This window comes from Streptomyces sp. NPDC002138 (assembly GCF_040296485.1).
Taxonomy (GTDB): domain Bacteria; phylum Actinomycetota; class Actinomycetes; order Streptomycetales; family Streptomycetaceae; genus Streptomyces.
In genome coordinates, this window is the sequence record NZ_JBEOXE010000065.1 from 1 (window position 1) to 26,539 (window position 26,539).

Below are 26,539 nucleotides of genomic sequence, written 5' to 3' on the forward strand. Positions count from 1 at the left end.
GTTGCTGTGGTGTCGGCTGGTGTTGAGGTGTCGTATGGGGAGTTGGATGTACGGGCGAATCGTCTGGCCCGGCATCTGATGTCTCTTGGTGTGGGTCGTTCGGATACGAGGGTCACTTGACCGAGACCTGCGAGATGTCGAGGACGCCGGTCCAGTCGCTGATGACGACGCCCTTGACGTCCTTGCCGACGAGGCGCTTGTAGACGGGGTGGAAGAGCGGCACGTCCAGGGCCTGCTCACCGATCTTCCGGTCGAGCGCGCCCCAGCGCTTGCCCGCCGCCGACAGGTCGGTGAGCTTCGCGATCTCGTCGATCTCGGCGTTGACGGCCGGGTCGTTCAGCTGGGCGTGGTTGTAGTTGGAGCCGTTGGTGACGATCTGGCGGCCGTCGAAGATCGGCGCGAGGAAGGGTGCGCCGGACGGCCAGTCGGCGCCCCAGCGGGAGAGGAAGAAGCCGGGGGTGTTCTTGGCGTCCCAGCGCTTCTCGTTGAAGGCGTTGTTCTCCAGGCCTTCGAGCTTGACGGTGATCCCGGCGGCGGCGAGGGCCTGCTGCACGGCGGTGGCGACCTCGGGGCTGGTCTGCCGGTTCTGGGCGGTGGAGTGGGTCAGCGTGATGGTGAGCCCGTCCTTGAAACCGGCTTCGGCCAGCAGCTGCTTGGCCTTGGCCGGGTCGCCGGTCTTCCCCGCCGGGAAGTGGTCGTAGGCGGCGTACCCGAAGGCCTCGCGCTCGGGCAGGAAGGTGGTGGCGGGCTCGGCGAGGGCGGAGCCGCCCGCCGCGTTGATCACGCTGGTGCGGTTGACCGCGTACGCGATGGCCTGGCGCACCTTCGGGTTGTCGAAGGGGGCCACCTTCGGGTTGAAGGCCAGGTAGTTGATGTAGCCGAAGTGGCCGGTGCCGACGCGCGCGGCGAGGCTCTTGTCGGAGCCGATCTGGGCGAGTTCGGCGGGGCCCAGGTTGGTGTCGGTGGTGATGGCGGCCGCGTCGGCGCCCGAGCTGGTGGAGAGCCGCTGGTTGATGACCGCGGCGTCCAGGCCGGAGCGGACGTCTATCGTGTCCGGGTAGGCCTTGCGCTCCTCGTCGGTCTTCGGGTCCCAGTGGTCGTTGCGCTCCAGGACGAGGTGCTCGCCGTCGCCCTCGTTCTTGACCACCTTGTACGGGCCGGAGGAGACCGGGTGCTCCTCGTACGTGACCCCGGTGTCCTTGGCCTTGGGGACGGGCGCGAACTGGGTCTGGGTGGCGACGAAGGGGAACTCGCCCTCGGGCTTGCGCAGCTTGAAGGTGATGGTCTTCGCGTCGGGCACGACGATGGAGTCGAGACCCTTGCCGCCGTCCTTGTACGGGCCCTGGTAGGTGTCCCCGCCGACCAGCCAGTCCCGCAGGTAGGGCGCCCCGCCGGAGAGTTCGGCGGCGAAGGAGCGCTCGATGCCGTACTTGATGTCGGCGGTGGTGATGGGGGTGCCGTCCTCGTACGTCAGCCCGTCCTTGAGCGTGTACGTCCACTCCGTGGCGTCGGCGTTGGCCTTGCCCGTGTCGGTGGCGAGGTCGGGCACCACCTTGGCGCCGGCGGCGCCGTCCTCGCGGTTGCGGGTGGTGAGCGTACGGAAGACCAGCGAGGGGACGTTGCCGCCGCCGGAGGTGTACAGCCGGGCCGGGTCGAAGTCGCTCTGCGGCTCGTTGTTGAGGACGGTCAGCGTGCCGCCCTTCCGCGGCTGCCCGGAGGCGCCGGGCGCGTCGCCGGAACTCTTCCCGTCGCTGCCCTTGGGGCCGCAGGCCGCGGCGCCCCCGGCCAGTACGAGGCTGACGGTGACCGCGGCCAGGCGGCGCGATGTGCGGGAGTGACGGAACATCGGAAAAGGGACCTCTCGGCGTGATGGATCGGACGGAAAAGGCCGCGCGAGGGGCGGCGTCCGGCCGTCCGGCCACCTGGAGAGGGGTCGAAGGGGTCAGGGACATGCGAAGCCGCGCCCGCGGGCGAAGGGAGCCCGGGCGCGGCGGAATGACACGGAAGAAGGCGTCGCGCGCTCAGGCAGGCGTCAGCGACAGAGGATGTCGGCCACGCTGTGCGCGGCCACACCAAGCAGCGCCAGCTCTATGGCGGCGCTCGCGGTCATGGTGTGGTGGTGCGACATGCGGAGAACCATGACCGACCATCGAACAGCTTGTCAATCCGGCCTCCCGCCACCGCCGCACGCCTCCCGTCAACCGGTGGGAAAGACCCAGGGGTTGGGCTTGCAGGAGATGCCGTCGATGTCGAGCGACTTCGTCTGCTGCTGCATGATCGGCGCGAGCGCGCCCGGCGTCCTGCAGCTCACGTGGTCGTGCCCGAGGCGGTGCCCGACCTCGTGGTTGATGAGCATCTGGCGGTAGGCGGTCATCTGGTCCTGGCCGTAGGTCGGCGACCCCTGCGCCCAGCGGAACGCGTTGATCATCACGCGCTCGGTGGAGGCGGAGTCGCAGGACACGTTGTCCTGGGTCGTGTCGAGGCCCGATTTCTCGCACCAGACTCCGGTGGTGCCCGGACTGGCCAGGGTGATGACGAAGTCGGCCTGGCCGCCCGAGGCGACCCGCTCGAAGGTCATCGCGCCGTCGTGCCCCCAGCTGCGCGGGTCGTTCAGGGTGCGCTGGACGGCCTCGGCGAAGAGGTCCGGGTCCAGGCCGAGGCCCTGCTCCACATCGACCCGGTAGCGGACGAGGCGTCCCTTGCCGGGGGCCGGGGCTCCGGTCGTGACGGTGTCGAAGGTGCCGGGGCCCTTGAGGTTCGCGGCGATCGGGTAGACCTCGGCCAGCTTCTGCTCGTACGTCTTGGCCAGCGCGGGCTGACCGGCGCCCAGCGCGGGCGCGTCGGGCGTCGCGCGCCCGTCGGAGCGCGAGGCCGCGGACTGGCCGGGGGCGGCGCGGTCGAGGCCGGTGTCGCCGGCGCTCTGCACGCCGAGGTGCCCGGAGCCGTCGTCACTGGTGACCTGGCCCGCCACGACGACGGCGAGGACGGTGGTGACGGCCGCGGCCGCCACGCCCGTGTACGTACGGACCTTCTTGCTCCGGACCGGGGGCCGCTCCCCCGGCGTCGACCGCGCGCCGCGGCGGGGCGGCGGCACCCGGCGGTGCGAGCCCGTCGAGGTGACGGAAGCGGTCTGGGCGGGGTGCGCGGTTCCGGTGCGCGGCGACGGCAGGGTGACCTGCGGGAATCCGGCGGCCGGGGTGCCGGTCCCGGCGGCCGGCGCCGGCGCGGCGTCGGGGAACACGGCGGCCGCCGTGGCGACGGCCTCCTGGTACGCCGCGGACGCCGGCGCGGGCGCGGGGGCGTGGCCAGGGGCGTAGCCGGAGGCGGGAGCCCCCGCGTAACCGGACGCCGGGGCGGCCGCGTGGCCGGGGGCCGGTGCGGGGTGGCTGCGGGGGGCGGCCCGCCAGTCGCCGTAGGCCCCGCCGGGCTCGTGCAGCTCGGGGTGGCCCGCGCGCGCTCCGGGCGCGGGCTGGTTCACGTACCCCTCGTGGCTGGCGGTGGGCTCGGTCCGGTGCCGTCGGCCGGTGCCCGCCGGGACGCCCGCTCCCGCGGCTTCCGGGTGCCCCGAGGGCTGGTCCGGGCCGCCCGGGTCCGTGTGGACCGGGCGGGGAGGAGCGGAGTCCTTGCGACTATGTCGTCCCACCGGTGCTCAGCCTCTGCCGTCTTTGTCTCGTTCAGCGATCTGCCCGGCGTCGCGCAGCAGGTCCCGGAAGGCCGACGCCACGACCTCGGGGTGCTCCATCATCGCCACGTGCCCGGCCTCGGGCAGGCACAGCAGCCGCGAACCCCGGAAGGAGGCCGCCGCCTTGTGCGCCATGCGGTACGAGACCAGTTGGTCCCTGCCACCGTAGACCAGCAGGGTCGGTGCGAGCACGCGACCGGCCTGGCGCCACAGCCCGTGCTGCCCGCCGAGCGTGTAGGCGTCGACGATTCCGCGCGAGGAGCGGGCGAGCGCTTCCCAGAAGTAGGGGAGCCCCATGCGCCGTTCGGTCTCCTCGACGGCGTACCGGAAGCTTTCGGACGTCACCCGTGAGGGGTCTCCGTAACAGAGCCCTATCACTCCGCGGGTGCGCTGTTCGGCCGTCAGGTCACGGCTGATCCGGGCGAAGAGACCGGCCACCCCGGGCACGGCGAGCAGCGCGGTGGGCACGGCGCTGCGCTGCACCCGCAGCTCGGGCAGGGCGGGCGAGATCAGCGTCAACGTACGCACCAGGTCCGGCCGCACCGCGGCGACCCGGGTGCTGACCGCCCCGCCGAGGGAGTTGCCGACGAGGTGGACGGGTCCGCGCCCCGCGGCGTCGAGGTGGCGGATGACGGCGCGGGCCAGCGCGGTGAGCGAGTAGTCGCGGTTGACGGGGGGCGGGGAGGTCCCGAAGCCCGGGAGGTCGACGGCCTCGACGTCGACCGTGTCCTCCAGCAGCGCCATCAGCTCGGACCAGTTCTGCGAGGAGCCGCCGAGGCCGTGCACGAAGAGGGCGGGCGCGAGACCCTCGCGCACCGGTGGCCGGGAGCGGACCGTCAGGGTCAGACCGGGCAGCGCGGCGGTGCGCAGCTGCTCCCCCTCGGCCACGCGGACGGCCCCCACCAGGGACGACGGCTCGGCGGTGGACCGTACACCTGGCAGCTCGGTCGAAGACATGGGCGCAATGTTACGAGAGGATCACGTCCGGAATCGTGTGTTCGCCGTCACAGACCCGCCCGGAGCCGCATCGCGCCGGACTCCGGACCCTCCTACGCTCGAAGGAGCAGGCACGGGACGGATGGCGCACAGGGGGTAGGAGACAAGGAGAGACGGCACGCGTACGCACGCACGGAAAGACGCCCGGAACGGCGTACGCACGCACGGAGAACGCGACAGAGGGAATGAGGGGAACCACATGACTGTCGACCCTGCTGAACCGGAGACCTTCCAGGACCAGCTGGGAGAGGAACCGGGCCCCGAGGCTCCGGAGGCGGACGCGGCGGAGCAGCGCGCCGAGCTGACCCCGCTCGACGACGATCCGGTCATCGGGGCGGACCTCGGCGAGGCGGCCGACGGGGACGCCGCCGAGCAGGCCCGCGTGGTGACCCTGGACGAGGACGACTACCGCTGACCGGGCCGGCCGCGGGGTGAACGGGCTGACCAGCGGCGCTTGCGGGAGTCCGTACCGCGAGAAAACCCGGTTGGAACCCCCCGGATTCGGTTACCGAAAAGTACGATGGCGGGCGCGGCGCAGTGCGCCGCAGTGTTCCGAGAGAAAGTGGGAGGCGGCGTGACAGCCATCGAGCAGACCGAGGCGGCGCGCCCGCGGGGCACCCGACTGCCGCGCCGAGCCCGACGCAACCAGCTCCTGGGCGCGGCCCAGGAAGTGTTCGTCGCGCAGGGCTACCACGCGGCGGCGATGGACGACATCGCCGAGCGCGCGGGCGTCAGCAAGCCGGTGCTCTACCAGCACTTCCCCGGCAAGCTGGACCTGTACCTGGCCCTGCTGGACCAGCACTGCGAGTCGCTGCTCCTGTCCGTGCGCACCGCGCTGGCGTCGACGACCGACAACAAGCTGCGCGTGGCCGCGACGATGGACGCGTACTTCGCGTACGTCCAGGACGAGGGCGGCGCCTTCCGGCTGGTCTTCGAGTCCGACCTGACCAACGAGCCCTCCGTGCGCGAGCGCGTCGACCGGGTCTCCCTGCAGTGCGCCGAGGCGATCTCGGAGGTCATCGCCGAGGACACCGGCCTGTCGAAGGACGAGTCGATGCTGCTGGCGGTCGGTCTGGGCGGGGTCTCGCAGGTCGTGGCCCGGTACTGGCTGTCCAGCTCCAGCCCGGTCGAGCGGGACACGGCCGTGGGCCTGCTGACCTCGCTGGCCTGGCGCGGTATCGCGGGCTTCCCGCTGCACGGCACCGACGGGCACTGAGCCCCGGCTCCCCCGTCCCCCGGGTCTTCCCCGTCCCGCTCCGTCCCCTCTCCCGCGGCCGGCTCCGGCGCGCTGTTCGCTGCCAGCGTGTCCGGTGTACGCCATTCGCGTCGCGTCCGCGGGCTAGGGTGGGGGCGAGTACGGCGCGGTGATCGCGCGAACCGGATCGTCGGAGGGACAAAGCCGTGGAGGTCAAGATCGGCGTGCAGCACGCACCCCGGGAGATCGTGCTGGAGAGCGGCCTGAGCGCCGACGAGCTCGAGAGCATCGTCGCCGACGCGCTGTCCGGCAAGACGCAGCTGCTCAGCCTCACCGACATCAAGGGCCGCAAGGTTCTGGTGCCGGCCGACCGCCTGTCGTACGTCGACCTGGGCGAGCCCAGCAGCCGCAAGGTGGGCTTCGGCGCGCTCTGAGGGGCGAAGAGAATCGAACGCAGCGGCCCGGTGGTTGACCCCACCGGGCCGTTTCTCTTTGTTCCGCTTCGGGTAGGAGGGCTGTGACCCGGTTTGCCCTGACCTGCGGGAGGGACCTCATCATGCTGCTGGAAGCGCTCGGCTCTGCTCTGCTCGGTCTCGCCTTGTCCGCGGCCGCTCTCAGAACGCTGCCGTCGCGCCTGCCCTCGTCCCGGACCGTGCTGGTCAGCGGGGTTTTGGGGGCACTCTTCGGCTCGTACCTGATGCGCTACGCGCTGGGCCCCGGACACACCACGCCGACGGCGACCTTCCTCGGCGGCCTGCTGGTGTCGGCGGTGGTCCTGTCGCTTCTGCTGCGTCCCGCGGGCCGTCCGAAAAGGTCCTCTCGGCGCCCTCCGTTTTCGGTCCCGACGGGCTGACGAACAGTGCTCGAACGGCCGCCGTCCGCCGGCCGAACGGAACATGACGGTGGCCCCGGAGCGCGATCGCGCCCCGGGGCCACCGTCGTAGGTCACGTACCGTCAGGCCGCGAGGCCGAGGGCCGCCATCCGCTTGGTGTGCGCCTTGGTGATGCGGGTGAACATCTCGCCGACGGCCGCGAGGTCGAAGCCCGCCGCCATTCCGTCGACGCCGCCGACCAGCATGGTGGAGAGCGCGTCGCGCTCGGCGACCACGCGCTGCGCCTGCGAGAGCGCCTCGCCCATCAGGCGGCGGGCCCACAGGGCGAGCCGGCCGCCGCAGCGCGGGTCGGCCTCGATCGCGGCGCGCACCTTCTCGACGGCGAAGCCGCCGTGGCCGGTGTCGTCGAGCACCGCGAGCACCAGGGCGCGGGTGTCGTGGTCCAGGTGGGTGGCGACCTCGCGGTAGAAGTCACTGGCGATCGAGTCGCCGACGTACGCCTTGACCAGGCCCTCCAGCCAGTCCGACGGCGCGGTCTGGCGGTGGAAGTCGTCGACGCCCTTCGCGAAGGGCTCCATGGCGCCGGTCGGCTCGGCGTCGATCTGTGCGAGCCGGTCCCGCAGCCGCTCGAAGTGGTGGAACTCCGCGGACGCCATCTTGGCCAGTTCGGCCTTGTCGTCGAGGGTGGGCGCGAGCTTGGCGTCCTCCGCCAGTCGCTCGAAGGCGGCGAGTTCTCCGTACGCGAGGGCGCCGAGCAGGTCCACGACGGCGGCCCGGTACTGCGGCGAGGCGGAGGCCTCGGACCAGTTCTGGGCGGCGATCCCGGCGTTCGCGCCGGGGCCGTCGGCTTCGGCGGGCGTTGCGTTTTCTACGGTCGACATGCACCGCACAATAGCCCGCTCGGGCCCCCCGGGAACCACGCGGCCGCCGTACCGGAACCCGCCGGGAAACCGGTGGTCCGCGCCGCACGCCGGTGTCGACCTGGTGAATTCACCCGACACAGCTGCGCGATTCCGAGGTACAGTGGTAATGCGCCTGCCGAATACTCGGCGGGCCGTTCAATGAGGATGCCCGGTCGGTGGCCCGATCGGCTCCAACCCCGACCGCCCTCGGCGTGGTGTGTGCGTTCATGCGCATCGCCCACGAGGGGCCCCCTCAGCGGCATGAGCGCTTGAGCGAAGGCCCGTGGTCCCGCGCAGCTTCCGTACACAGCAGTACTGCAAGCCTGGCACGGTACGACCCCCTTCGCCGCCTCGGGCCGCGTCTCACAGAAGAGGCAGCACCCTGACTACGTTCCGAGACCTTGGGATCCTCCCCGAGACGGCCGAAGCCCTTGAGGCCGTCGGCATCGTGTCCCCCTTCCCGATCCAGGAGATGACCCTCCCCGTCGCCCTCACCGGCACGGACGTCATCGGCCAGGCCAAGACCGGTACCGGCAAGACGCTCGGTTTCGGCCTTCCCCTGCTGGAGCGGGTCACCGTCCCCGCGGACGTCGAGGCGGGCCGGGCCAGGCCCGACCAGCTGACCGACGCCCCGCAGGCCCTCGTGGTGGTTCCGACCCGCGAGCTGTGCACCCAGGTGACCAACGACCTGCTGACCGCCGGCAAGGTCCGCAACGTCCGCGTCCTCGCCATATACGGCGGTCGCGCGTACGAGCCCCAGGTCGAGGCGCTCAAGAAGGGCGTCGACATCATCGTCGGCACCCCGGGCCGCCTGCTCGACCTCGCCGGTCAGAAGAAGCTCGACCTGTCGCACGTCCGGGCCCTGGTCCTGGACGAGGCCGACGAGATGCTGGACCTGGGCTTCCTGCCCGACGTCGAGCGGATCATGAGCTACCTGCCGCCCAAGCGTCAGACCATGCTGTTCTCGGCGACCATGCCGGGCGCGGTCATCGGCCTGGCCCGCCGGTACATGACGCAGCCGACGCACATCCGCGCCGTCTCCGAGGACGGTGAGGGCGCGACCGTCGCCAACACCACGCAGCACGTCTTCCGTGCGCACAACATGGACAAGCCGGAGCTCGTCTCCCGCATCCTCCAGGCCGAGGGCCGTGGCCTCGCCATGATCTTCTGCCGCACCAAGCGCACGGCGGCCGACATCGCCGAGCAGCTGGAGAAGCGCGGCTTCGCCTCGGGCGCCGTCCACGGCGACCTCGGCCAGGGCGCCCGCGAGCAGGCGCTGCGCGCCTTCCGCAACGGCAAGGTCGACGTGCTGGTCTGCACCGACGTCGCCGCCCGCGGTATCGACGTCGAGGGCGTGACCCACGTCATCAACTACCAGACGCCGGAGGACGAGAAGACCTTCCTGCACCGCGTGGGCCGCACCGGCCGCGCGGGCAAGAAGGGCATCGCCGTCACCCTGGTCGACTGGGACGACATCCCGCGCTGGCAGCTGATCAACAAGGCGCTGGAGCTGGACTTCCACGACCCGGTCGAGACGTACTCCACGTCTCCGCACCTGTTCGAGGAGATGAACATCCCCGCGGGCACCACGGGCGTGCTGCCGCGCGGCGAGCGCGTGCGGGCCGGCCTGAAGGCCGAGAACCTCGAGGACCTGGGCGAGACCGGCGGCCGCGGTGGCCGTGGCGGTCGCGGCCCGGCCGCCGCCGCCGCTCCGGTGGCCGAGGAGCGCCCCGCGCGCACCCGGACCCCGCGTCAGCGCCGTCGTACCCGTGGCGGTTCCGAGACGGCCGAGGGCGCCGTGGCCGTGGAGACCGTGGCCGTGCCGGCTCCGGTCAGCCCGGTCAGCCCCGTCGTCGAGGCCACCCAGGCCCCGCAGGCACCGGCCGCCGACGAGCCGCGCAGGCCGCGCCGCCGCCGCACCCGCGGCACGGCGCCGGTCGTCACCGAGGCCCCGGCCACCGCGTCGGGCCTGGTCCCGCTCGCGCCGTTCGTCCCGGCCGCGCCGGAGCCCGACTTCCAGATGGCCCCGCTCGTCGAGCCGGCCCCGGTCCGCCGGGCCCGTCCGCCGCGCCAGTCCTCGGCGCCGGTGGCCCGTGCGCCCAGGACGGCCGCCAAGTCGGTCGCCCAGGCCGCCGTGGTCGAGGCCCCCGCGGCCCCGGTCGCCGCGCCCGTCGCCGTCGAGGTCGCCGTGGCCGAGGAGGCCCCGGTCAAGCCGAAGCGCACCCGCACCCGCAAGGTCGCGGTCGCCGTTCCGGCCGCCGAGGCGCTGGAGGCCCCCGCGGCCGCGGTGGTCACCGACGAGGCTCCCGTGAAGCCGAAGCGCACCCGGACCCGCAAGGTCGCCGAGGCCGCTCCGGTCGCCGAGGCCGCCGAGGCCGCCGAGGCCGCCGCCGAGGAGGCTCCGGCCAAGCCGAAGCGCACGCGCACCCGCAAGGCCGCCGCCGCCCCCGAGGCGTAAGGCACCCGCTCCACCCGACGGCCCCGGTCCCCCTTCGCGGGGGGCCGGGGCCGTCGGCATGCCCGGACGCCCGCGAGCCGGGGCCGTCCCGCGCCGCGCCCGGGCGACGCGGCCTACGGGCCGGTAACCTCTGGCCATGAGCAAGCCGCCGCGCCTCACCCTGCCGCCCCACGCCCGCGCCCGGTCCCTGAGCACCGGACGCGGCGACTTCGCCGTCCACGAGGCGGGTGAGCCGGTGCGCGGCACCGCCTTGCTGGTCCCCGGGTTCACCGGGAGCAAGGAGGACTTCATCGGCCTGCTGGAGCCCCTCGCCACGGCCGGGTACCGGGTGGTCGCGGTGGACGGCCGCGGGCAGTACGAGAGCGCCGGCCCCCGCGAGGAGGCCGCCTACACCCTGGCCGAGCTGGGCCGGGACCTGCTGGCCCAGGCGGCCGCCCTGGGCGGCGCCGACCGCCCGGTGCACCTGGTCGGCCATTCCCTGGGCGGGCTGATCGCGCGCGCCGCCGTGCTGCGCGACGCCTCCCCCTTCGCCTCGCTCACCCTGATGAGCAGCGGGCCCGCCGCCATCGACGCGGCGCAGCAGGACCGTACGAAGCTGCTCGTGGCGGCGCTGGAGATGCTGCGGGACGACATGCCTGCCGTGTGGGCGGCCATGCGCGCCCAGGACCCCGAGGACGCGGCGCCGGACGCCCCCGAGCTGGTGGAGTTCCTGCGGGCGCGCTGGCTGGCGACCGTACCGGAGCAGCTCATCGCGACCGGGCGGATCCTGATCTCCGAGCCGGACCGGGTGGCGGAGCTGGCCGCGGTGGAGCTGCCGAAGCTGGTGCTGTCGGGGGCCGTGGACTACGCCTGGCCGGTGCCGTGGCTGGACGGCATGGCCGCGCGGCTGGGGGCCCGGCGGGCGGTGATCGCCGGGACGGAGCACTCCCCGAACGCGGAGGATCCGGGGGCGACGGCCCGTGCCCTGACCGGCTTCTGGGCAGGTTTCGACGCATCAATCCTTAGCGAGTGAAAAAATTTCCTTAGCGTAGGGAATGTTTGCCTCATACACTTCGTTGGAACGTATGCAAGGAGCACACTGACGAAGGGAGAAGCCGATGCGCTTCGAGATTCTGCGCCTGGACGACGTCGACGGAACCGCCGTGGACAGCACCGTCGTGGACGTGGCCTCCGTCAACCGGATCGTGCAGCAGGCCGCCTCTATCGGCCAGCGCATCCTCATCCGGCCGTTCGAGTCCGCGTCCTCCTGACGGCGAACCCCTACGCCGTACCACTGCACAACGCCCCCGCACCGGACCCGGTGCGGGGGCGTTCGCATGAGCGGCGGCGGGCGCCGCGGCCCGTTCAGGCGTTGTGGACGACCTGGAGCACGCCGTTGATGATCTGCTGGACCGCGATCGCGGAGAGCATCATGCCCGCCAGCCGGGTCACGAGTACGACACCGCCGTCCTTGATGACCCGGATGATCACCAGCGAGTAACGCATGGTGATCCACAGCACCACGTGCATCGCGATGATCGCGGACCAGACGGAGACCTGACCGCTGAACCCGTCGGCCTTCTGCACCGCGAGGATCACCGAGACGATCGCACCCGGCCCGGCCAGCAGCGGCATGCCCAGCGGCACCAGGGCGACGTTGACGTCCTTGGTCTGCTTCGGCTCGTCCGTCTTGCCGGTCAGCAGGTCGAGGGCGATCAGCAGGAGCAGCAGACCACCCGCGATCATCAGCGCGGGCACCGAGACGTGCAGGTAGTCGAGGATCTGCTGGCCGCAGATACCGAAGACGGCGATGACGCCGAAGGCGACGCACACCGCCTGCCAGGCCATCCGGCGCTGCACCTTGGCCGCGCGGCCGGAGGTCAGCGCGAGGAAGATCGGCGTGATCCCGGGGGGATCCATGATGACGAAAAGGGTGAGGAAGAGGGAGCCGAAAACGGCAAGATCGAACACAGTGATGCCTTGTGCCTTGCGGGAGAAGAGGGGTGTGAGGGGTGTGAGGACGTACGCGGGAACGTCCGGGGACGGGCTCCGGACGGGGCGCGCGCAGCAGGCGTACGGCGGCGCTTACGCGCCGATGGCGTCGCTTCCGCCCGCGCCGGGCACGGGGAAGGCGCCGGTCGCACGGCGCGTGATCTCGCCGTAGATCTCGGGGTCGGTCGTGCACTCCCCGAGACCGCAGGTCTTGCGGCTGCCGTGGTAGTCGCTGGAACCGGTCGTCAGCAGGCCCAGCTCGCCCGCGAGGCCGCGCAGCCGCGCGCGCGTGGCGGGATCGTGGTCCATGTGGTCGACCTCGACGCCGTCCAGACCGGCGGCCGCCAGCTCGGCTATCGCGCTCTCGGGCACGCACCGGCCCCGCTTGAGGGCGAGCGGGTGCGCGAAGACGGTGACCCCGCCGGCCGCCTTGACCAGCCGGATCGCCTCGAAGGGATCCAGCTCGTGCTTGCCGGCGTACGCCCGGCCGCCGTCGGCCAGCCACTGCGTCGTGAACGCGTCCGAGACGGTGGGCACGACGCCCGCCTCCACCATCGCGGTGGCGATGTGGGGGCGGCCGACCGAGCCGTCGCCCGCGATCCGGGCCACCTGTTCCCAGGTGACGGGGACGCCGAGGTCCTGGAGCTTGCCGACCATCGTCCGCGCGCGCGGGACCCGGTCGTCGCGTACGAGCTCGCGCTCGCGGGACAGCTCGGGCTCGGCCGGGTCGAAGAGGTAGGCCAGCATGTGCATCCCGATGCCGTCGAGGCGGCAGGACAGCTCGGCTCCGGTGACCAGGGTGAGGCCCCGCGGCACCGCCGCGATCGCCTCGGCGTAGCCGCCGACGGTGTCGTGGTCGGTCAGGGCGACGACGTCCAGCCCGGCGGCGGCCGCGTTGCGGACCAGCTCGGCGGGGGTGTCCGTACCGTCGGAGGCCGTGGAGTGGGCGTGCAGGTCGATGCGCACGGCTCTGCTCCAGGGATTCGGGCGGAAGGGGGACACCTCAGGATAACCGGGCTGGAGGACCCGCTCTGGCCAGGGCTTGACAGGGGGCGAGGGCGGAGGAGGGGACGGGACGGGCCGAGGGGTCGGTCAGGTCGCCCCGCTCAGGATCAGGTGGCCCCGCTCAGGATCCGCGGGCTCAGCGCCCCGCAGGGCAGCAGCTCCACCTCGGCGCCCGCGTCGCGCAGGTCGGTCAGCACCAGCTCGTCGTACATCAGCAGCCCGGACTGCTCGGGCCACACCACGGCCCACAGCCACAGCCCGCGCGCCTCGCCCGCGAAGACCGCGCGGTCCTCCGGCGTCCCGGTGACGTGCCACATCGGCGTCGGCCGCCCGGCGGCCACCACCTTGGCGTGCGGCGGGGCCGATACGTTCATGAAGGGGCCCGGGTCGGGGCCGTCGATGCCCGCGTACCGCGCGCCCAGTCCCACTCCCAGCTCCTCCGCGACCAGCAGCAGCTCGCCGATGCCGCCCAGCGGCCCCGGCCCCGAGCACGCCACCGCGGTGGCCCGCCCGCCGCTGCGGTCGTCCCCCGCGGCCGCGACCCCGGTGAACAGCCAGCCGACCGGGAGCGGCCACGGCATCCACACCGGCACTTGCGCACGGTGCACCACGACGCCGAGACCCTCGACGCTGGGCGGGATGACGGGCTGCAAGGGGTGAACGGCGCCGTGCACCGCGCACTGCCAGGAATCCGCGAAAAGACCGGGCGCCCTGACCCGGCCACCGCACTTCGGGCAACTCGGTTCGCCCCTCATACAAAGCCACGCTCCTCCCCGTCCGCCGCCGCGTCAAGGGACGATCACCCGTCCGGATCCGATTCCTACCCCCGGTGGCGGTTCTCAGTCCGAACCGGGCGCCGCGATGCGACGTCTCTCGCGCTGCGGCCGGACGGGGACGCGCGGCTCAGTCGGGCGCCGCGGCTCCGTCGGGCGCCGCCGCTCAGTCGGGCGCCGCCGCTCGGTCCAGCGCCCCGGACGCGGCTCAGTCCAGCGCCACGGAGCCGCGCCGCGGGTCCCGCAGATCCGCGCCGCGCGCGAGCCAGCGCTCCTGCAGGGCCGCGGCCCCGTGCACCCGCTTCCAGGCCGCCTCGTTCGGCGTCATCGGCAGCAGCGGCAGGAACCGCACCGGATCCATCGGCTCGGCCAGCTCCAGATCCTCCACCAGCCCGCCGGGCTCCGCGACGAGCACAGAGCTGAACGGCGCCCCGGGCCACAGCGGTTCACCCACGTCCAGCGAGGCGCCGGGCGACACCACGAGCCCCTCCACCTGCGGGGACGCCCCGAGCACCGCGAGCGGCCGCAGGACCTGGTCGGTGGGGACCACCCCCGCCCGGACCGTCAGGACCAGCTCGGCGCGCGGACCGCGGACCGGATCGGAGACCACCACGGTCGGGTCGCCCATCGGCTGCGCCGACATTCCGAGGGTCGCGTAGCGCACCAGATCGCCGTCGGCGAACCGCAGCACCTCGATGCGGTCGGTACCGAGGAACGTGACGGCGGCGCGGGCGTCGGGCTCACCCAGCGCGGTGCGCAGCCGGGCTTCGACAAGTGCCAGAAGTTCTGCCATGCAGCGAGCATAGAACTCCTATCCCACGGGTAAAGGCAGCTGTTTGACCATCCGTCGGCTGTTACTGTGGACCGCTGGCCGGGGCCACACGCAGAAGCGTGGATGCACGCCCCGGTGACAGGACTTCCCCCACGGGGGACCGGCCGGAGGAGGTGGGGCTGCAATGGATCGAAGTCGATCGTGCAGTACCAACCGCTCTTCCACGGGCGCCTCCCGCTCCCTTTGAGCTGAAGAGCGACGGCAGAAACTTTTCCTCCCGTCCTGCTTCCTTCCGCCTGCCCGCAGGGGCGGAGGGTCTCCCACCCGCGTGGTCCGCAGCCGCGCGAAGGAGCCTGCCATGTCGATGCTGCCCTACCTCCGCGCGGCCGTACGTCCCGCGCTGCGCAGGTCCACCCCGGCCCAGTCCGGCTACGACACCACCCGTGACCACTCCGCGAGCAGCGCGGTCGTCGACTGCGCCGTCTACCGCGGGGGCCACCGGGACCGGGGCCCCGCCTGTCTGACCCCGCGCGAGGCGATGCGCCGGGTGCGGGAGGACGGCGGTTTCGCCTGGATCGGCCTGCACGAGCCGACCGAGGCCGAGTTCGCCGGCATCGCGGCCGCGTTCGGGCTGCACCCGCTGGCCGTGGAGGACGCGGTGCACGCGCACCAGCGCCCGAAGCTGGAGCGCTACGACGACACCCTCTTCACCGTCTTCAAGACCATCCACTACGTCGAGCACGCCCAACTCACGGCCACCAGCGAGGTCGTGGAGACCGGCGAGGTGATGTGTTTCACCGGCCCGGACTTCGTCATCACCGTCCGGCACGGCGGCCAGGGCTCCCTCAAGGGCCTGCGCCACCGGCTCCAGGACGACCCCGAGCTGCTGGCCAAGGGCCCCTCGGCGGTCCTGCACTCGATCGCGGACCACGTGGTGGACGGGTACATCGCGGTGGCCTCGGCGGTGCAGGACGACATCGACGAGGTGGAGAGCGAGGTCTTCGCCGCCCCCGCGAAGGGCAGTCCGCGCGGCACGGACGCGGGCCGGATCTACCAGCTCAAGCGCGAGGTGCTGGAGTTCAAGCGGGCGGTGTCCCCGCTGCTGCGGCCGATGGAGCTGCTCAGCGAGCGGCCGATGCGGCTGGTGGACCCGGACATCCAGAAGTACTTCCGCGACGTGGCCGACCACCTGGCCCGCGTGCACGAGCAGGTCATCGGCTTCGACGAGCTGCTGAATTCGATCCTGCAGGCCAACCTCGCGCAGGCGACGGTCGCGCAGAACGAGGACATGCGCAAGATCACCTCGTGGGCGGCGATCATCGCGGTGCCGACGATGATCTGCGGGGTGTACGGGATGAACTTCGAGAACATGCCGGAGCTGCACTGGCGCTACGGCTACCCGATGGTGATGGCCGCCATCGCGGCCAGCTGCTTCACCATCCACCGGTCCCTGCGCCGCCACGGCTGGCTGTAGGCCGTCTCTTCCGGATCGTGCCCGACCCGCGCCGCCCGCCCTGGATACCCTGTGCGCATGACTCTCAGCACGCTCGACCTGGCCCTCGTCGAGGAGGCCACCAAGAAGTCCGGCCTCATCTGGGTCCGCGGCACCGGGCCCGACCGGGCCCTGTGGCACGCCTGGGTGGACGGCGCGGCCCACGTGCTGGGCGACGGGCCGGGCGAGCAGCCCTTCCCGGGCCTCGCCGACGGCGCCGCCGCTGAGGTGACCGTACGCAGCAAGGACAAGGGCGGCCGGCTGATCGCCTGGACGGCCAGGGTCACCGAGCTGGCGCCGCACGGCGAGCCCTGGGAGGCGGCGGTCGCCGAGCTGAAGGGCAAGCGGCTCAACGCGCCGGACTCGGAGCTGATGACCGAGCGCTGGGCGCGCGAGTGCCGTCTGCTGCGGCTGGAGCCGGTGGCGGCGACGACCGACCTGCCGGGCGGCTCGCTGGCCGCGCGCCCGCTGCCGTCCCCGGCCATCACGCGCGAGCCCGCCCCGGCGGGGCTGCCGAAGCTGCTGCTGAAGCGCAAGAAGGCCCGGGGCGGGAAGGGCTAGCTGTATTGCCCCGGGGCGGGAGGGGATGGCCCGGGGCGGGAAGGACTAGCCCCCGCTGCCCGGGTTCGAGCCCTGGCCGCCGGACGTGCCGGAGGTGGAGTCCCCGTCCTCGTCCGCGCTGCCGCCCTTGCTCGCGCCGGGGCCCGGGCTCTTGCCGCCGGTGCCCGTTCCCTTGGTCGTCGGCAGCTGGGATCCGTAGTCCACCGTCTGGTCCTTGGCCGGCGCGGTCATCGGGAACTGCGCCCCCCACTCCGTCAGCTCCACGCCGCCCGCGCCGCCCGCGCGTTCCATCCGCAGCGGGTACGGGGTGCCCTCCAGGGAGACGGCGAGCTTGCCGCCCTTGCCGCCGTCCGAGGTGATCACGACCGCCCGGGTGGGCCCCACCTTGGTGTAGTCGGCGCCCTTGGCGAGCTTGCCGTCCAGTCCGAGCAGCCCGTCCAGCAGGACGTGCATGTCGGTGAAACCCCGGAACTGCTTGTACGAGGGATCCGCCTCGGGCACCTTCACGAACTTGTCGCCGAGCTTCCCGGCCGCCTCCGACTGCCCCCAGAACGCCGCGTCGGCCTTCAGGTAGAGCGCCTCCCCCACCCTCAGCAGCCGGAAGGTGTGGTCCTTGGACTTCACCTGGCCGGAGCCGCCGTCCGCCTTCAGCTTCATGTCGAGCGTGAAGGACTTGCCGCCGCTGACCAGGGTCCCGGACAGGTGGACCGACGAGGCCGCGGCGGCGGCGCTGCGCGCCTTGGTCCCGATCTTGTCCGCGGACAGTTTGCCGACCCCGTTGGTGCCCTTGTCGGGGTCCTCCCCGCAGCCCGTGGCGGCGATGGCCAGACCCGCGCAGAGGGCCCCGATGGCGGCGGCCCGGCGCAGCCGTGCGGCAGGGAAGGTGGCGGTCACGGGCGGATGCCTCTCGTCGGTCGTCTGCGAGCAGCAGGCAGCGTACCCGCACCCCGTGCGACGCCCCGGCCGGGCGGGGCGCCCCACCAGGGCGCTTTGCGGTGGCACGGGCTAGCCTGAGGGCGGCAGGACTCTTGATCGACGCTCTAGGAGGCGCTCGGATGGTGGCAGGCGCCCCACGGATCTTTGTCTCGCATCTGTCGGGTGTACCCGTCTTCGACCCCAACGGTGACCAGGTCGGCCGCGTCCGCGACCTGGTCGCGATGCTGCGCGTGGGCGGCCGCCCGCCCCGGCTGCTGGGCCTGGTCGTCGAAGTGGTCAGCCGCCGCCGCATCTTCCTGCCGATGACCCGGGTCACCGGCGTGGAGTCCGGGCAGGTCATCACGACCGGCGTGATCAACATGCGGCGCTTCGAGCAGCGGCCCACGGAGCGGCTCGTGCTCGGCGAGCTGCTGGACCGCCGGGTGCGGCTCGTCGCGGACGACGAGGAGGTCACCGTCCTGGACGTGGCCATCCAGCAGCTGCCGGCCCGCCGGGACTGGGAGATCAACCGGATCTTCGTGCGCAAGGGCAAGGCGGGCGCGCTGCGCCGCCGCGGCGAGACGCTGACGGTGGACTGGTCGGGCGTGACCGGCTTCTCCCTGGAGGAGGACGGGCAGGGCGCCGAGAACCTGGTCGCCACCTTCGAGACGATGCGCCCCGCCGACCTGGCGAACGTCCTGCACCACCTGACGCCCAAGCGGCGCGCCGAGGTGGCCAACGCCCTCGACGACGACCGGCTCGCGGACGTGCTGGAGGAGCTGCCCGAGGACGACCAGGTGGAGATCCTCGGCAAGCTCAAGGAGGAGCGCGCCGCCGACGTCCTGGAGGCGATGGACCCGGACGACGCGGCCGACCTGCTCTCCGAGCTGCCCGAGGACGACAAGGAGCGGCTGCTGACCCTGATGCGGCCGGACGACGCGGCCGACGTGCGGCGCCTGCTGTCGTACGAGGAGCGCACGGCGGGCGGTCTGATGACCACCGAACCGATCGTGCTGCGGCCGGACGCCACGGTCGCGGACGCGCTGGCGCGCGTACGCCAGTCGGACCTGTCCCCGGCGCTGGCGGCGCAGGTGTACGTGTGCCGGCCGCCGGACGAGACGCCGACCGGCAAGTACCTGGGCACGGTGCACTTCCAGCGGCTGCTGCGCGATCCGCCGTTCACGCTGGTCAGTTCGCTGGTGGACACGGACCTGCCGCCACTGCGGCCGGACGCCTCGCTGCCGGTCGTGACCAGCTTCCTCGCCGCGTACAACATGGTCGCGGTGCCGGTGGTGGACGAGAGCGGCTCGCTGCTCGGCGCGGTGACGGTGGACGACGTACTGGACCACTTGCTGCCGGACGACTGGCGCGAGACGGACTTCCACTCCGAGGAGGTCTTCCGTGGCCAGTGAGCGCAGGCGCGACCCCGGGCGGGAGCGCCGCCGGGAGCAGATCAGGGAACGCCGCGACCAGGCCAGGGCGCAGGCGCGCGAGCACGGGCGGGAGCACGGGTTGTCGGACCGGCTGGACGAGGTCGCGGGGCGGGTGCGCGCGGAGCGGGCGGACCGGCACGACCGGGCCGAGCGCGAGGCGCGCGAGGGCCGGGCCGAGCGGGTGAAGGCCGGCCAGTCGACGGGGTCGAGCGCGCTGACGCGCTCGCGCGTGCGCCTGGACCTGCCGCGCCCCGCCCGGCGCCGACTGCTCCCCGAGTACGACCCGGAGGCGTTCGGGCGGCTGTCGGAGCGGGTGGCGCGCTTCCTGGGCACGGGCCGGTTCATCGTCTGGATGACCGTCGTCATCATCGCCTGGGTGCTGTGGAACATCTTCGCGCCCGACCCGTGGCGGTTCGACCAGTACCCGTTCATCTTCCTGACCCTGATGCTGTCCCTGCAGGCCTCGTACGCCGCTCCGCTGATCCTGCTCGCGCAGAACCGGCAGGACGACCGCGACCGGGTCAATCTGGAACAGGACCGCAAGCAGAACGAGCGCTCCATCGCGGACACGGAGTACCTCACGCGGGAGATCGCGGCGCTGCGGATGGGCCTCGGCGAGGTCGCGACGCGCGACTGGATCAGGTCGGAGTTCCAGGACCTGATCAAGGAGATGGACGAGCGCAGGCTCTTCTCGGCCGAACGTGACGAAGGCGACCGCTAGGAGCCTTACCTGCGGCATGCTACCGAGCCGTACCATCGGGGCATGGCTACCGACACAAGCTCCGCCGCCGTGCCCGATCAGGACGTGATCCTGGACGCGCTGGCGACGGTGAACGACCCCGAGATCCACCGGCCGATCACCGAACTCGGCATGGTCAAATCGGTGGAGATCGGTGACGGCGGAGCGGTCGCCGTCACCGTCTACCTGACGGTGTCGGGCTGCCCCATGCGCGAGACCATCACCAAGAACGTCACCGAGGCCGTCGAGCGGGTCCCGGGCGTCACCTCGGTCGCCGTCACGCTGGACGTGATGAGCGACGAGCAGCGCAAGGACCTGGCGGCGAACCTGCGCGGCGGCACCGCCGAGCGCGAGGTGCCCTTCGCCCAGCCCGGCTCGCTCACCCGTGTGTACGCGGTCGCCTCCGGCAAGGGCGGCGTCGGCAAGTCCTCCGTCACGGTCAACCTCGCCGCGGCGATGGCGGCCGACGGCCTCAAGGTCGGCGTCGTCGACGCGGACATCTACGGGCACAGCGTGCCGCGCATGCTGGGCGTCGAGGGCAAGCCGACCCAGGTCGAGAACATGATCATGCCGCCGTCCGCGAACGGCGTGAAGGTCATCTCCATCGGCATGTTCACCCCGGGCAACACGCCCGTGGTGTGGCGCGGCCCGATGCTGCACCGCGCGCTCCAGCAGTTCCTCGCGGACGTGTACTGGGGCGACCTGGACGTCCTGCTGCTCGACCTGCCGCCGGGCACCGGTGACATCGCGATCTCGGTGGCGCAGCTGGTGCCCAACGCCGAGATCCTGGTCGTCACCACCCCGCAGCAGGCCGCCGCCGAGGTGGCCGAGCGGGCCGGTTCGATCGCCGTGCAGACCCACCAGAAGATCGTGGGCGTCGTCGAGAACATGTCGGGGATGCCCTGCCCGCACTGTGACGAGATGGTCGACGTGTTCGGCTCGGGCGGCGGCCAGCGGGTCGCCGACGGTCTGACGAAGACCATCGGCTCCACGGTGCCGGTGCTGGGTCAGATCCCGATCGACGTACGGCTGCGCGAGGGCGGCGACGACGGCCGGCCCGTGGTGCTGACCGCGCCCGACTCCCCCGCGGGCGCCGCGCTGCGCTCGATCGCGGGCAAGCTGGGCGGGCGCGCGCGCGGCCTGTCGGGCATGTCCCTGGGCATCACCCCGCGCAACAAGTTCTGAGGCCCGAGGGCTCCACGAGTACGCGAGAAGGGGGGCCCCCCCCCCCCGGGGGCCCCCCTTCTCGCGTGTGCGGGGGCGGGCGGAGCCGCGTACGGTCCCGCGTACGGACCTGTCTACGGACCTACTCGTACGTGCCCAGGTCGCCGATGACGGAGAAGCCGATCCCGTACGCGCTCATCCCCCGTCCGTACGCGCCCAGATGGACGCCCCCCGGGGTGGACCCGGCCAGCACCCAGCCGAACTCGGACTCGCGGTAGTGGAAGGGCGTCGGCTCTCCGTCGACCGGTAGCGAGAGCGTGGACCAGTCCTCGCCGCCGAGGTCGTCGGCCAGCTCCCAGGCGGCTTCGGTCTGCTGGTCCAGCCAGTCGCTGCGCAGGGTGTGGTCCATCTGGCCGGGCCAGCTGAAGGCCAGCAGGCCGGAGCCGGCCAGCCAGGCGGCGGAGGAGACCGAGGTGGCCTCCAGGACGCCGGTGCCGTCGGCGCTGCGGCGCAGCGGGTTGCTCGCGACGGTGACGACCACCGCGAACCGCTCCTTCTCGCCGGTCGCGATCTCGCCGCGGGCCGAGGGCTCGTCGCCGTGGCCGGTGGAGCCGTGCTCGACGGTGCCGTCGGCGGCGGTGCCCACCTGCATGAGCCAGCGGGGGCCGGCGAAGGCCGCGTCCAGCCCGTACCAGGGGAAGGAGGCCCGCAGATAGCCCTCGGCGGCCCGGCGGGCACCCGGGACGGGTGCGGAGGGTGCGGGGGCGCCCTGCGGGGCCTGGGGGGCCTCCGCGGCCTGCGGGGGCTGGGGAGCCCCGGGGGCCTGGGGAGCCTGCGGGGCCTGCGGGGCCGCCTCGGTGGCGGGTTCCGTAGCGGGCTCCGTGGCGGCCGGGACGGGCGCGGTCTGCGCCTCGGCGGGCTGCGCCCCTACCCGGCTACTGCTCGTCGTCTCCATCGGTGCGGCCTCTCGTTCCGTGGGACCCGGAACGGCCCGCCCCCCTCGGGCGTCCTGCGTCCGGACAAATGGAGAGGATAGCCATCCGACCCCGCGACGCCCGGCAGGCCGAGGTCTCAGGCGGGTCAGGTCGCGTCGTGGCAGGTCGGGTCGCGTCGGGTCAGGTCGCGTCTGCGTCGAACGGCGCGCGCTGCTCCGGCGCGGGCGGCACGACGCGCTTCACCAGGTCGGGCTTGACGGACGCGGGCCCGGTGGCGGACTCCGGGGCGGCCGGCTCGGCGCCGGGGGCGGACTCCGGCTCCTTGCTGTTGACGGCGTCCGTGACGTCGTTCAGCTCTTTGCGCAGGTCGAAGCTGGTCCGGATCTCCTTGAGATCCTCGTTCTCGGTCAGCTGCTTGCGGATGAAGGTCTTCGGGTTCAGGTCCTGGAACTCGAAGTCCTTGAACTCCGGTCCGAGTTCGGATCGGATGTCCTGCTTGGCGCTGTCCGAGAACGCGCGGATCTTCCGGATCACGCCGGACACGTCCTGGATCACCTTCGGGAGCTTCTCCGGACCGAAGATGAGGATGGCCAGCACGACGATCGTGACCAGCTCGAGTGCGCCTATGTCGTTGAACACGTTGCCGCTCCTCGGCTTTCATCCTGCGGGCCAGCACCACGGTACCCGGCGCACTCGCCGGGCCGACACCTCACTCCCCGATTACCGCACCGGTCATCCACTGTTCGCCGAACCGAGCACCAGTTCCAGCGTGCGCTCCCTGCCGTCGCGCAGCACCGTGAGGCCGAGCGGATCACCCGGCCGGTGGGCCCTGACCTTGATGATCAGCTCGTCGCCGCCGTGCACCCGCTGGCCGTCCACCTTGATGATCACGTCACCGGACTTGATCCCGGCGCGCTCCGCGGGGCTGCCCGCCGGAACGGCCGGTTTGCCCTCGGTGCCCTTGTCCCCGACCCGGGCTCCGTCGCCCGTGTACCGCATGTCCAGGGTGACGCCGATGACCGGGTGCGTCGCGTGGCCCGTGCGGATGATCTCCTCGGCCACCCGCTTGGCCTGGTTGACGGGGATCGCGAAGCCGAGGCCGATGCTGCCGCTCTGGCGCGCCGGGTCCTTGTCGCTCGCGTCCTGGTCGGCGCCCCGGATGGCGCTGTTGATGCCGATCACCCGGGCCAGGCCGTCGAGCAGCGGGCCGCCGGAGTTGCCGGGGTTGATGGGCGCGTCGGTCTGGAGGGCGTCGACATAGCTGACGTCGCTGCCGTCGCCCTTGTCCCCGCCCGCGGTGATGGGCCGGCCGGTGGCGCTGATGATGCCCGCGGTGACCGTGTTGGAGAGGTCGAAGGGCGCCCCGATGGCCACCACTGGGTCGCCGACCTTGACGTTCTCGGAATTGCCCAGGGCCAGCGGGCGCAGGCCGCGCACCCCGTCGACCTTGACCACGGCCAGGTCGTAGCCGCCGTCGCGGCCGACCACCTGGGCGCCGACGCTCTCGCCGGTGCTGAAGGTGACGGTTATCCGCTGGGCGTCCGCGACCACGTGGTTGTTGGTGAGGATGTGGCCCTGGCCGTCCAGGACGAAGCCGGTACCCGTGCCGTTGCCCGCGCCGCCCGCGACGTGCAGGGTGACCACGCCGGGCAGGGCCGTCGCGGCGATTCCGGCCACGCTCTCGGGGGCGCGGCCCTTGGGCTCCACCGAGGCCTGGGGAAGTTCCATCCGGGTGCTGCTCCGCCGTTCGGCCAGCACCCCGAGCCAGGCGCCGACACCCCCGGCGAGCAGGGCGATGGCCACGCCCACGACCACCAGCTGCCGCATCCGGATCCCGGGCCGGACCGGGCCCGCGTCCTGCACCTGGAGCGGCGCGGTGCTCCACGCGTCGTACCGGGGCGTGTACTCCGGGACGGGAGCGGACCCGGGAGTGGACTCGGGAGCGGACCCGGGAGTGGATCCGGGAGCGGGTACGTCGTCCGGGGGGCCCGCGGTATCCGCGTCGGGCGCCGGTTCCGCGGCGGCCCGGGGGCCCGGCACGCGAAGGTCCTCCGCGCCGGTCCCGGCGGGGCGGCTCCACCACCGCGGAGCCGTCCGCACCGGAGCCGGATCGGTCGGAGGGTGGGTGTCGGACATGGGCGCTCCCCGCGTGCCTCGCGCGCGCCCCGCCGGGCGCACCTGGCGAGGATTCAACCAGGTCGCCCCACGGGGTGGCAGAGGCGGGCGGGGGTGTCGCCCCCGCGCGTGCGCGCGGCCGCGGGCGCCGCGGCCACGGACACCGGCGGGACGCGCCACGACGTGGCGCGGGCGCGTCAGCGCGTCAGGGACACCGGGCGCGGTGACAGGGTCGGCGCCACGGGCGGCAGGGGCGCCGCGTAGGACGCCGAGGGGCTCAGCACCGACAGCAGCTCCGGGCCGAGGGTCGCGCTTCCGGCCGGGGTGCGAGGCCGGTCCCGGATGACCGCGTCCACCACGGACAGGGCGCCGCCGGTGGCACCGGGCTGGGCGGCCGGGGTGACGCTCGCACCGCCCTCACCACGGGCGTTGGGCTCGACCTGGTCCAGGGGCAGGGCGCCGCCGAGCGCGATCGCGGCGAGCGAGACGGCTCCCGCGGCGACGAAGGCGAACCGGCGGCGGGGTCGGCCCACCTCGTGTATCCGGAAGCCCTCGTGCGGGCGGGGGCTCTGGAAGGCGTACCCGAAGGTGGCGAAGGGATCGGTGGCACCGGACCGGACGGAGGCGTCCGGCGGGCCGGACGGCGCGGCGGGACCCTCGGGTCCACCGCCGGGCAGGCCCTGGAGCCGGGCCAGCAGCCCGGCGGAGAGCGGCGGTGGCGCGCTCTCGACGAAGAGGGTCTTCAGCCGGCGCTGGGCATCGGCCTCGGCCTTGCACCGGGCACAGGTCGCCAGATGGGCGAGGACGCGCTCGCGCACGTCATGGCTCAGCTCTCCGTCCACCAGGGCGGCGAGCCGGTCGCCCAGGTGGTGTTCCGCTGCGGACGGACTGACTCCGCTCACTCGGCTCCGCCCTCTCCCCCCACGAACGGGGCACCCGCCGCCACACCCGCCAGCGCACGCTGCTCCGCCCGCGCCTCGGGGGAGCGGTGCTTGAGCGCCTTGCGCAGGTGCGAGCGGCCACGGTGGATCCGGCTGCGGACGGTGCCGAGCTTCACGCCGAGGGTGGCGGCGATCTCCTCGTACGACAGGCCTTCGATGTCGCACAGCACCACGGCGGCGCGGAACTCCGGCGCGAGGGTGTCCAGCGCCTGCTGGACATCGGCGTCGAAGTGCGTGTCGTGGAGCACCTGCTGCGGATTGGGCTCCCGGCTCGGCAGCCGCTCGGCGGCGTCGTCCGCGAGCGCGTCGAAGCGGATCCGCTGCTTGCGGCGCACCATGTCGAGGAAGAGGTTCGTGGTGATCCGGTGCAGCCAGCCCTCGAACGTGCCGGGCGTGTACGTCGACAGCGAACGGAACACGCGGACGAAGACCTCTTGCGTCAGGTCCTCGGCGTCGTGCTGGTTGCCCGTCAGGCGGTACGCCAGCCGGTAGACCCGCGCACTGTGCGTGCTGACGATTTCCTCCCAGGAGGGAGGGGTCCACGCCTGAGTGCCCGCATCGGCGGCAAAGGTCGCGGTGGTTGCGGTGGCAGCGGTGTGGAAACGGTCAGCAGTGTTGATCACGGATTTCGGCTCACCCGCCGACCAGAAGAGACGCCGAAGGACGCCTCCACGATCCACAGGCGCAGCCGCACCTCCCCTGTCGGCTCTGGTGGTGTCCAGTGGAGCCCCTACCATAGCCACCCCTCCCGTCAGCTCTGGATAAGCATTTTTGCAGTAACTTTGCACGGGTCCGAGGTCCTTGACCGCCGATCTGCCCGGCGCCGTCCCCTCTATCCCGCCTCTTCCCCTCACAACGCCCGGTCCCATCTGCGGGTTCCCGACGTCAGCGGATACAGTCACCGTTGCGCCAACTATGGGGACAGGAGAGGGTCATTAGCGGCAACCGGCAGACGAGCTGGGCGTTCGCCGACGCGTTTGTCGCCGAGGACGACGCTCTGCGGTGGGCCCGCGACCGGGCGAGGGAAGCGGGCTTGCGCTCGGTCTCCCCCGGCACCGGGGCCGCGCTGCGCCTGCTGGCCGCCACCGCGGACGCCAAGGCGGTCGCGGAGATCGGCACCGGCACCGGTGTCTCCGGCATCCACCTGCTCCACGGGCTGCGCCCCGACGGAGTGCTGACCACCGTCGACCCCGAGCCCGACCGGCAGGCCTTCGCCCGCCAGGCGTTCCGGGCCGCGGGCTTCGCCGGCAACCGGGCGCGCTTCATCCCCGGGCGCGCCCTGGACGTACTCCCGCGGCTCGCCGACGGCGGATACGACCTGGTCTTCTGCGACGGGGATCCGGCCGAGTCCCTCGACTACCTCGCTGAATCGTTGCGCCTGCTGCGTCCGGGTGGACTCGTGTGTTTCGAGGGAGTCTTCTCGGACGGCCGTACGGTCGACTCGGCGGCCCAGCCGGTGGAGGTGCTGCGGGTGCGCGAGCTGCTGCGCACGGTCCGCGAGAGCCCCGCCCTGGAGTCCGCGCTGCTGCCCGTGGGCGACGGCCTGCTGTGCGCCGTACGGCGCTGAGCCGGGCGGGTCGGCGCTGAGCCGACCGGGTCCGGACACGACACTGCCCCACGCGTGGTGACCACGGGCGGGGCAGCGGCGAACATCAGG

At 72.8% G+C, this 26,539-nt stretch carries 28 protein-coding genes; 13 read left to right on the forward strand and 15 right to left on the reverse strand.

The window, feature by feature from the left end:
* Window positions 1–112 precede the first annotated feature (112 nt).
* From ABT084_RS30655 to ABT084_RS30670, 4 genes are all read right to left on the reverse strand, one after another.
* Entirely contained in the window at window positions 113–1,846 is a 1,734-nt protein-coding gene (locus ABT084_RS30655) for an ABC transporter substrate-binding protein (RefSeq protein WP_351050781.1), read from the reverse strand.
* A 186-nt stretch (window positions 1,847–2,032) separates the two neighbouring features.
* Window positions 2,033–2,140, reverse strand: coding sequence for an Ms4533A family Cys-rich leader peptide (locus ABT084_RS30660; RefSeq protein WP_351050784.1), 108 nt, complete (start codon window positions 2,138–2,140; stop codon window positions 2,033–2,035).
* Between the two features lie 57 nt (window positions 2,141–2,197).
* Window positions 2,198–3,643 (reverse strand): DUF3152 domain-containing protein, encoded by a 1,446-nt coding sequence (locus tag ABT084_RS30665; RefSeq protein WP_351050786.1) that lies wholly within the window; start codon window positions 3,641–3,643, stop codon window positions 2,198–2,200.
* 6 nt (window positions 3,644–3,649) lie between these two features.
* Window positions 3,650–4,639 (reverse strand): alpha/beta fold hydrolase, encoded by a 990-nt coding sequence (locus ABT084_RS30670; protein ID WP_351050789.1) that lies wholly within the window; start codon window positions 4,637–4,639, stop codon window positions 3,650–3,652.
* Between the two features lie 238 nt (window positions 4,640–4,877).
* Here ABT084_RS30670 and ABT084_RS30675 point away from each other — a divergent pair, with 238 nt between their 5' ends.
* The 4 genes from ABT084_RS30675 to ABT084_RS30690 all read left to right on the forward strand — a co-directional run bounded on the left by ABT084_RS30675 (window position 4,878) and on the right by ABT084_RS30690 (window position 6,726).
* On the forward strand, window positions 4,878–5,093 hold the full coding sequence (locus ABT084_RS30675) for a hypothetical protein (RefSeq protein ID WP_351050792.1): 216 nt from the start codon (window positions 4,878–4,880) through the stop codon (window positions 5,091–5,093).
* Between the two features lie 159 nt (window positions 5,094–5,252).
* The gene (locus ABT084_RS30680; protein ID WP_351050795.1) at window positions 5,253–5,894 is read left to right on the forward strand and encodes a TetR family transcriptional regulator; all 642 of its coding nucleotides are present in this window, start codon (window positions 5,253–5,255) and stop codon (window positions 5,892–5,894) included.
* Window positions 5,895–6,079: 185 nt separating this feature from the next.
* Entirely contained in the window at window positions 6,080–6,307 is a 228-nt protein-coding gene (locus tag ABT084_RS30685) for a DUF3107 domain-containing protein (protein WP_351050798.1), read from the forward strand.
* Between the two features lie 122 nt (window positions 6,308–6,429).
* Window positions 6,430–6,726, forward strand: a complete 297-nt coding sequence (locus tag ABT084_RS30690; RefSeq protein ID WP_351050800.1) for a hypothetical protein — start codon at window positions 6,430–6,432, stop codon at window positions 6,724–6,726.
* Between the two features lie 102 nt (window positions 6,727–6,828).
* Here the strand turns inward: ABT084_RS30690 and ABT084_RS30695 are convergent, their stop codons facing one another.
* On the reverse strand, window positions 6,829–7,587 hold the full coding sequence (locus ABT084_RS30695; protein ID WP_351050803.1) for a ferritin-like fold-containing protein: 759 nt from the start codon (window positions 7,585–7,587) through the stop codon (window positions 6,829–6,831).
* A gap of 469 nt (window positions 7,588–8,056) precedes the next feature.
* Between ABT084_RS30695 and ABT084_RS30700 the strand changes: the two genes are divergently transcribed.
* The 3 genes from ABT084_RS30700 to ABT084_RS30710 all read left to right on the forward strand — a co-directional run bounded on the left by ABT084_RS30700 (window position 8,057) and on the right by ABT084_RS30710 (window position 11,316).
* Window positions 8,057–10,066: a DEAD/DEAH box helicase gene (locus ABT084_RS30700; protein ID WP_351050806.1), complete on the forward strand. Its 2,010-nt coding sequence runs from the start codon at window positions 8,057–8,059 to the stop codon at window positions 10,064–10,066.
* Window positions 10,067–10,202: 136 nt separating this feature from the next.
* Entirely contained in the window at window positions 10,203–11,078 is an 876-nt protein-coding gene (locus tag ABT084_RS30705; protein ID WP_351050809.1) for an alpha/beta fold hydrolase, read from the forward strand.
* 85 nt (window positions 11,079–11,163) lie between these two features.
* On the forward strand, window positions 11,164–11,316 hold the full coding sequence (locus ABT084_RS30710; RefSeq protein ID WP_351050812.1) for a DUF8834 family protein: 153 nt from the start codon (window positions 11,164–11,166) through the stop codon (window positions 11,314–11,316).
* A 94-nt stretch (window positions 11,317–11,410) separates the two neighbouring features.
* Here ABT084_RS30710 and ABT084_RS30715 read toward each other — a convergent pair whose 3' ends face one another.
* The 4 genes from ABT084_RS30715 to ABT084_RS30730 all read right to left on the reverse strand — a co-directional run bounded on the left by ABT084_RS30715 (window position 11,411) and on the right by ABT084_RS30730 (window position 14,608).
* Window positions 11,411–12,016: a MarC family protein gene (locus tag ABT084_RS30715; protein WP_351050814.1), complete on the reverse strand. Its 606-nt coding sequence runs from the start codon at window positions 12,014–12,016 to the stop codon at window positions 11,411–11,413.
* Between the two features lie 114 nt (window positions 12,017–12,130).
* The gene (locus ABT084_RS30720) at window positions 12,131–13,003 is read right to left on the reverse strand and encodes a PHP domain-containing protein (RefSeq protein WP_351050816.1); all 873 of its coding nucleotides are present in this window, start codon (window positions 13,001–13,003) and stop codon (window positions 12,131–12,133) included.
* Between the two features lie 146 nt (window positions 13,004–13,149).
* Window positions 13,150–13,797 (reverse strand): DUF6758 family protein, encoded by a 648-nt coding sequence (locus ABT084_RS30725; protein ID WP_351050819.1) that lies wholly within the window; start codon window positions 13,795–13,797, stop codon window positions 13,150–13,152.
* A gap of 226 nt (window positions 13,798–14,023) precedes the next feature.
* Window positions 14,024–14,608: a suppressor of fused domain protein gene (locus ABT084_RS30730; protein WP_351050822.1), complete on the reverse strand. Its 585-nt coding sequence runs from the start codon at window positions 14,606–14,608 to the stop codon at window positions 14,024–14,026.
* A 337-nt stretch (window positions 14,609–14,945) separates the two neighbouring features.
* Between ABT084_RS30730 and ABT084_RS30735 the strand changes: the two genes are divergently transcribed.
* Both ABT084_RS30735 and ABT084_RS30740 read left to right on the forward strand, forming a co-directional pair.
* On the forward strand, window positions 14,946–16,061 hold the full coding sequence (locus tag ABT084_RS30735) for a magnesium and cobalt transport protein CorA (protein ID WP_351050824.1): 1,116 nt from the start codon (window positions 14,946–14,948) through the stop codon (window positions 16,059–16,061).
* Window positions 16,062–16,118: 57 nt separating this feature from the next.
* Window positions 16,119–16,640 carry a hypothetical protein gene (locus ABT084_RS30740; RefSeq protein WP_351050826.1) on the forward strand — a complete coding sequence of 174 codons (522 nt, stop codon included), beginning with the start codon at window positions 16,119–16,121 and terminating at the stop codon, window positions 16,638–16,640.
* 45 nt (window positions 16,641–16,685) lie between these two features.
* Here the strand turns inward: ABT084_RS30740 and ABT084_RS30745 are convergent, their stop codons facing one another.
* On the reverse strand, window positions 16,686–17,534 hold the full coding sequence (locus ABT084_RS30745) for a hypothetical protein (RefSeq protein WP_351050829.1): 849 nt from the start codon (window positions 17,532–17,534) through the stop codon (window positions 16,686–16,688).
* Window positions 17,535–17,695: 161 nt separating this feature from the next.
* Here ABT084_RS30745 and ABT084_RS30750 point away from each other — a divergent pair, with 161 nt between their 5' ends.
* The 3 genes from ABT084_RS30750 (at window position 17,696) to ABT084_RS30760 (ending at window position 20,912) form a co-directional block, all read left to right on the forward strand.
* Window positions 17,696–18,967: a magnesium transporter MgtE N-terminal domain-containing protein gene (locus ABT084_RS30750; RefSeq protein WP_351050832.1), complete on the forward strand. Its 1,272-nt coding sequence runs from the start codon at window positions 17,696–17,698 to the stop codon at window positions 18,965–18,967.
* A gap of 202 nt (window positions 18,968–19,169) precedes the next feature.
* Window positions 19,170–19,709: a DUF1003 domain-containing protein gene (locus tag ABT084_RS30755; RefSeq protein WP_351050887.1), complete on the forward strand. Its 540-nt coding sequence runs from the start codon at window positions 19,170–19,172 to the stop codon at window positions 19,707–19,709.
* Window positions 19,710–19,796: 87 nt separating this feature from the next.
* The gene (locus ABT084_RS30760) at window positions 19,797–20,912 is read left to right on the forward strand and encodes an Mrp/NBP35 family ATP-binding protein (RefSeq protein WP_351050889.1); all 1,116 of its coding nucleotides are present in this window, start codon (window positions 19,797–19,799) and stop codon (window positions 20,910–20,912) included.
* Window positions 20,913–21,033: 121 nt separating this feature from the next.
* On the opposite strand, the gene ABT084_RS30765 is transcribed toward ABT084_RS30760, so the two are convergent.
* The 5 genes from ABT084_RS30765 to sigE all read right to left on the reverse strand — a co-directional run bounded on the left by ABT084_RS30765 (window position 21,034) and on the right by sigE (window position 25,619).
* Window positions 21,034–21,846: a hypothetical protein gene (locus tag ABT084_RS30765; protein WP_351050835.1), complete on the reverse strand. Its 813-nt coding sequence runs from the start codon at window positions 21,844–21,846 to the stop codon at window positions 21,034–21,036.
* Between the two features lie 160 nt (window positions 21,847–22,006).
* Window positions 22,007–22,465 carry a sec-independent translocase gene (locus tag ABT084_RS30770; protein WP_351050837.1) on the reverse strand — a complete coding sequence of 153 codons (459 nt, stop codon included), beginning with the start codon at window positions 22,463–22,465 and terminating at the stop codon, window positions 22,007–22,009.
* 93 nt (window positions 22,466–22,558) lie between these two features.
* Window positions 22,559–23,962 (reverse strand): S1C family serine protease, encoded by a 1,404-nt coding sequence (locus ABT084_RS30775; RefSeq protein ID WP_502969233.1) that lies wholly within the window; start codon window positions 23,960–23,962, stop codon window positions 22,559–22,561.
* A gap of 176 nt (window positions 23,963–24,138) precedes the next feature.
* Entirely contained in the window at window positions 24,139–24,843 is a 705-nt protein-coding gene (locus tag ABT084_RS30780) for a zf-HC2 domain-containing protein (RefSeq protein WP_351050840.1), read from the reverse strand.
* Window positions 24,840–25,619 (reverse strand): RNA polymerase sigma factor SigE, encoded by a 780-nt coding sequence (sigE, locus tag ABT084_RS30785; RefSeq protein WP_351050842.1) that lies wholly within the window; start codon window positions 25,617–25,619, stop codon window positions 24,840–24,842. Before sigE ends, ABT084_RS30780 begins: the two co-directional genes overlap by 4 nt.
* A gap of 167 nt (window positions 25,620–25,786) precedes the next feature.
* Here sigE and ABT084_RS30790 point away from each other — a divergent pair, with 167 nt between their 5' ends.
* Window positions 25,787–26,449: an O-methyltransferase gene (locus ABT084_RS30790; RefSeq protein WP_351050844.1), complete on the forward strand. Its 663-nt coding sequence runs from the start codon at window positions 25,787–25,789 to the stop codon at window positions 26,447–26,449.
* Window positions 26,450–26,539 lie beyond the last annotated feature (90 nt).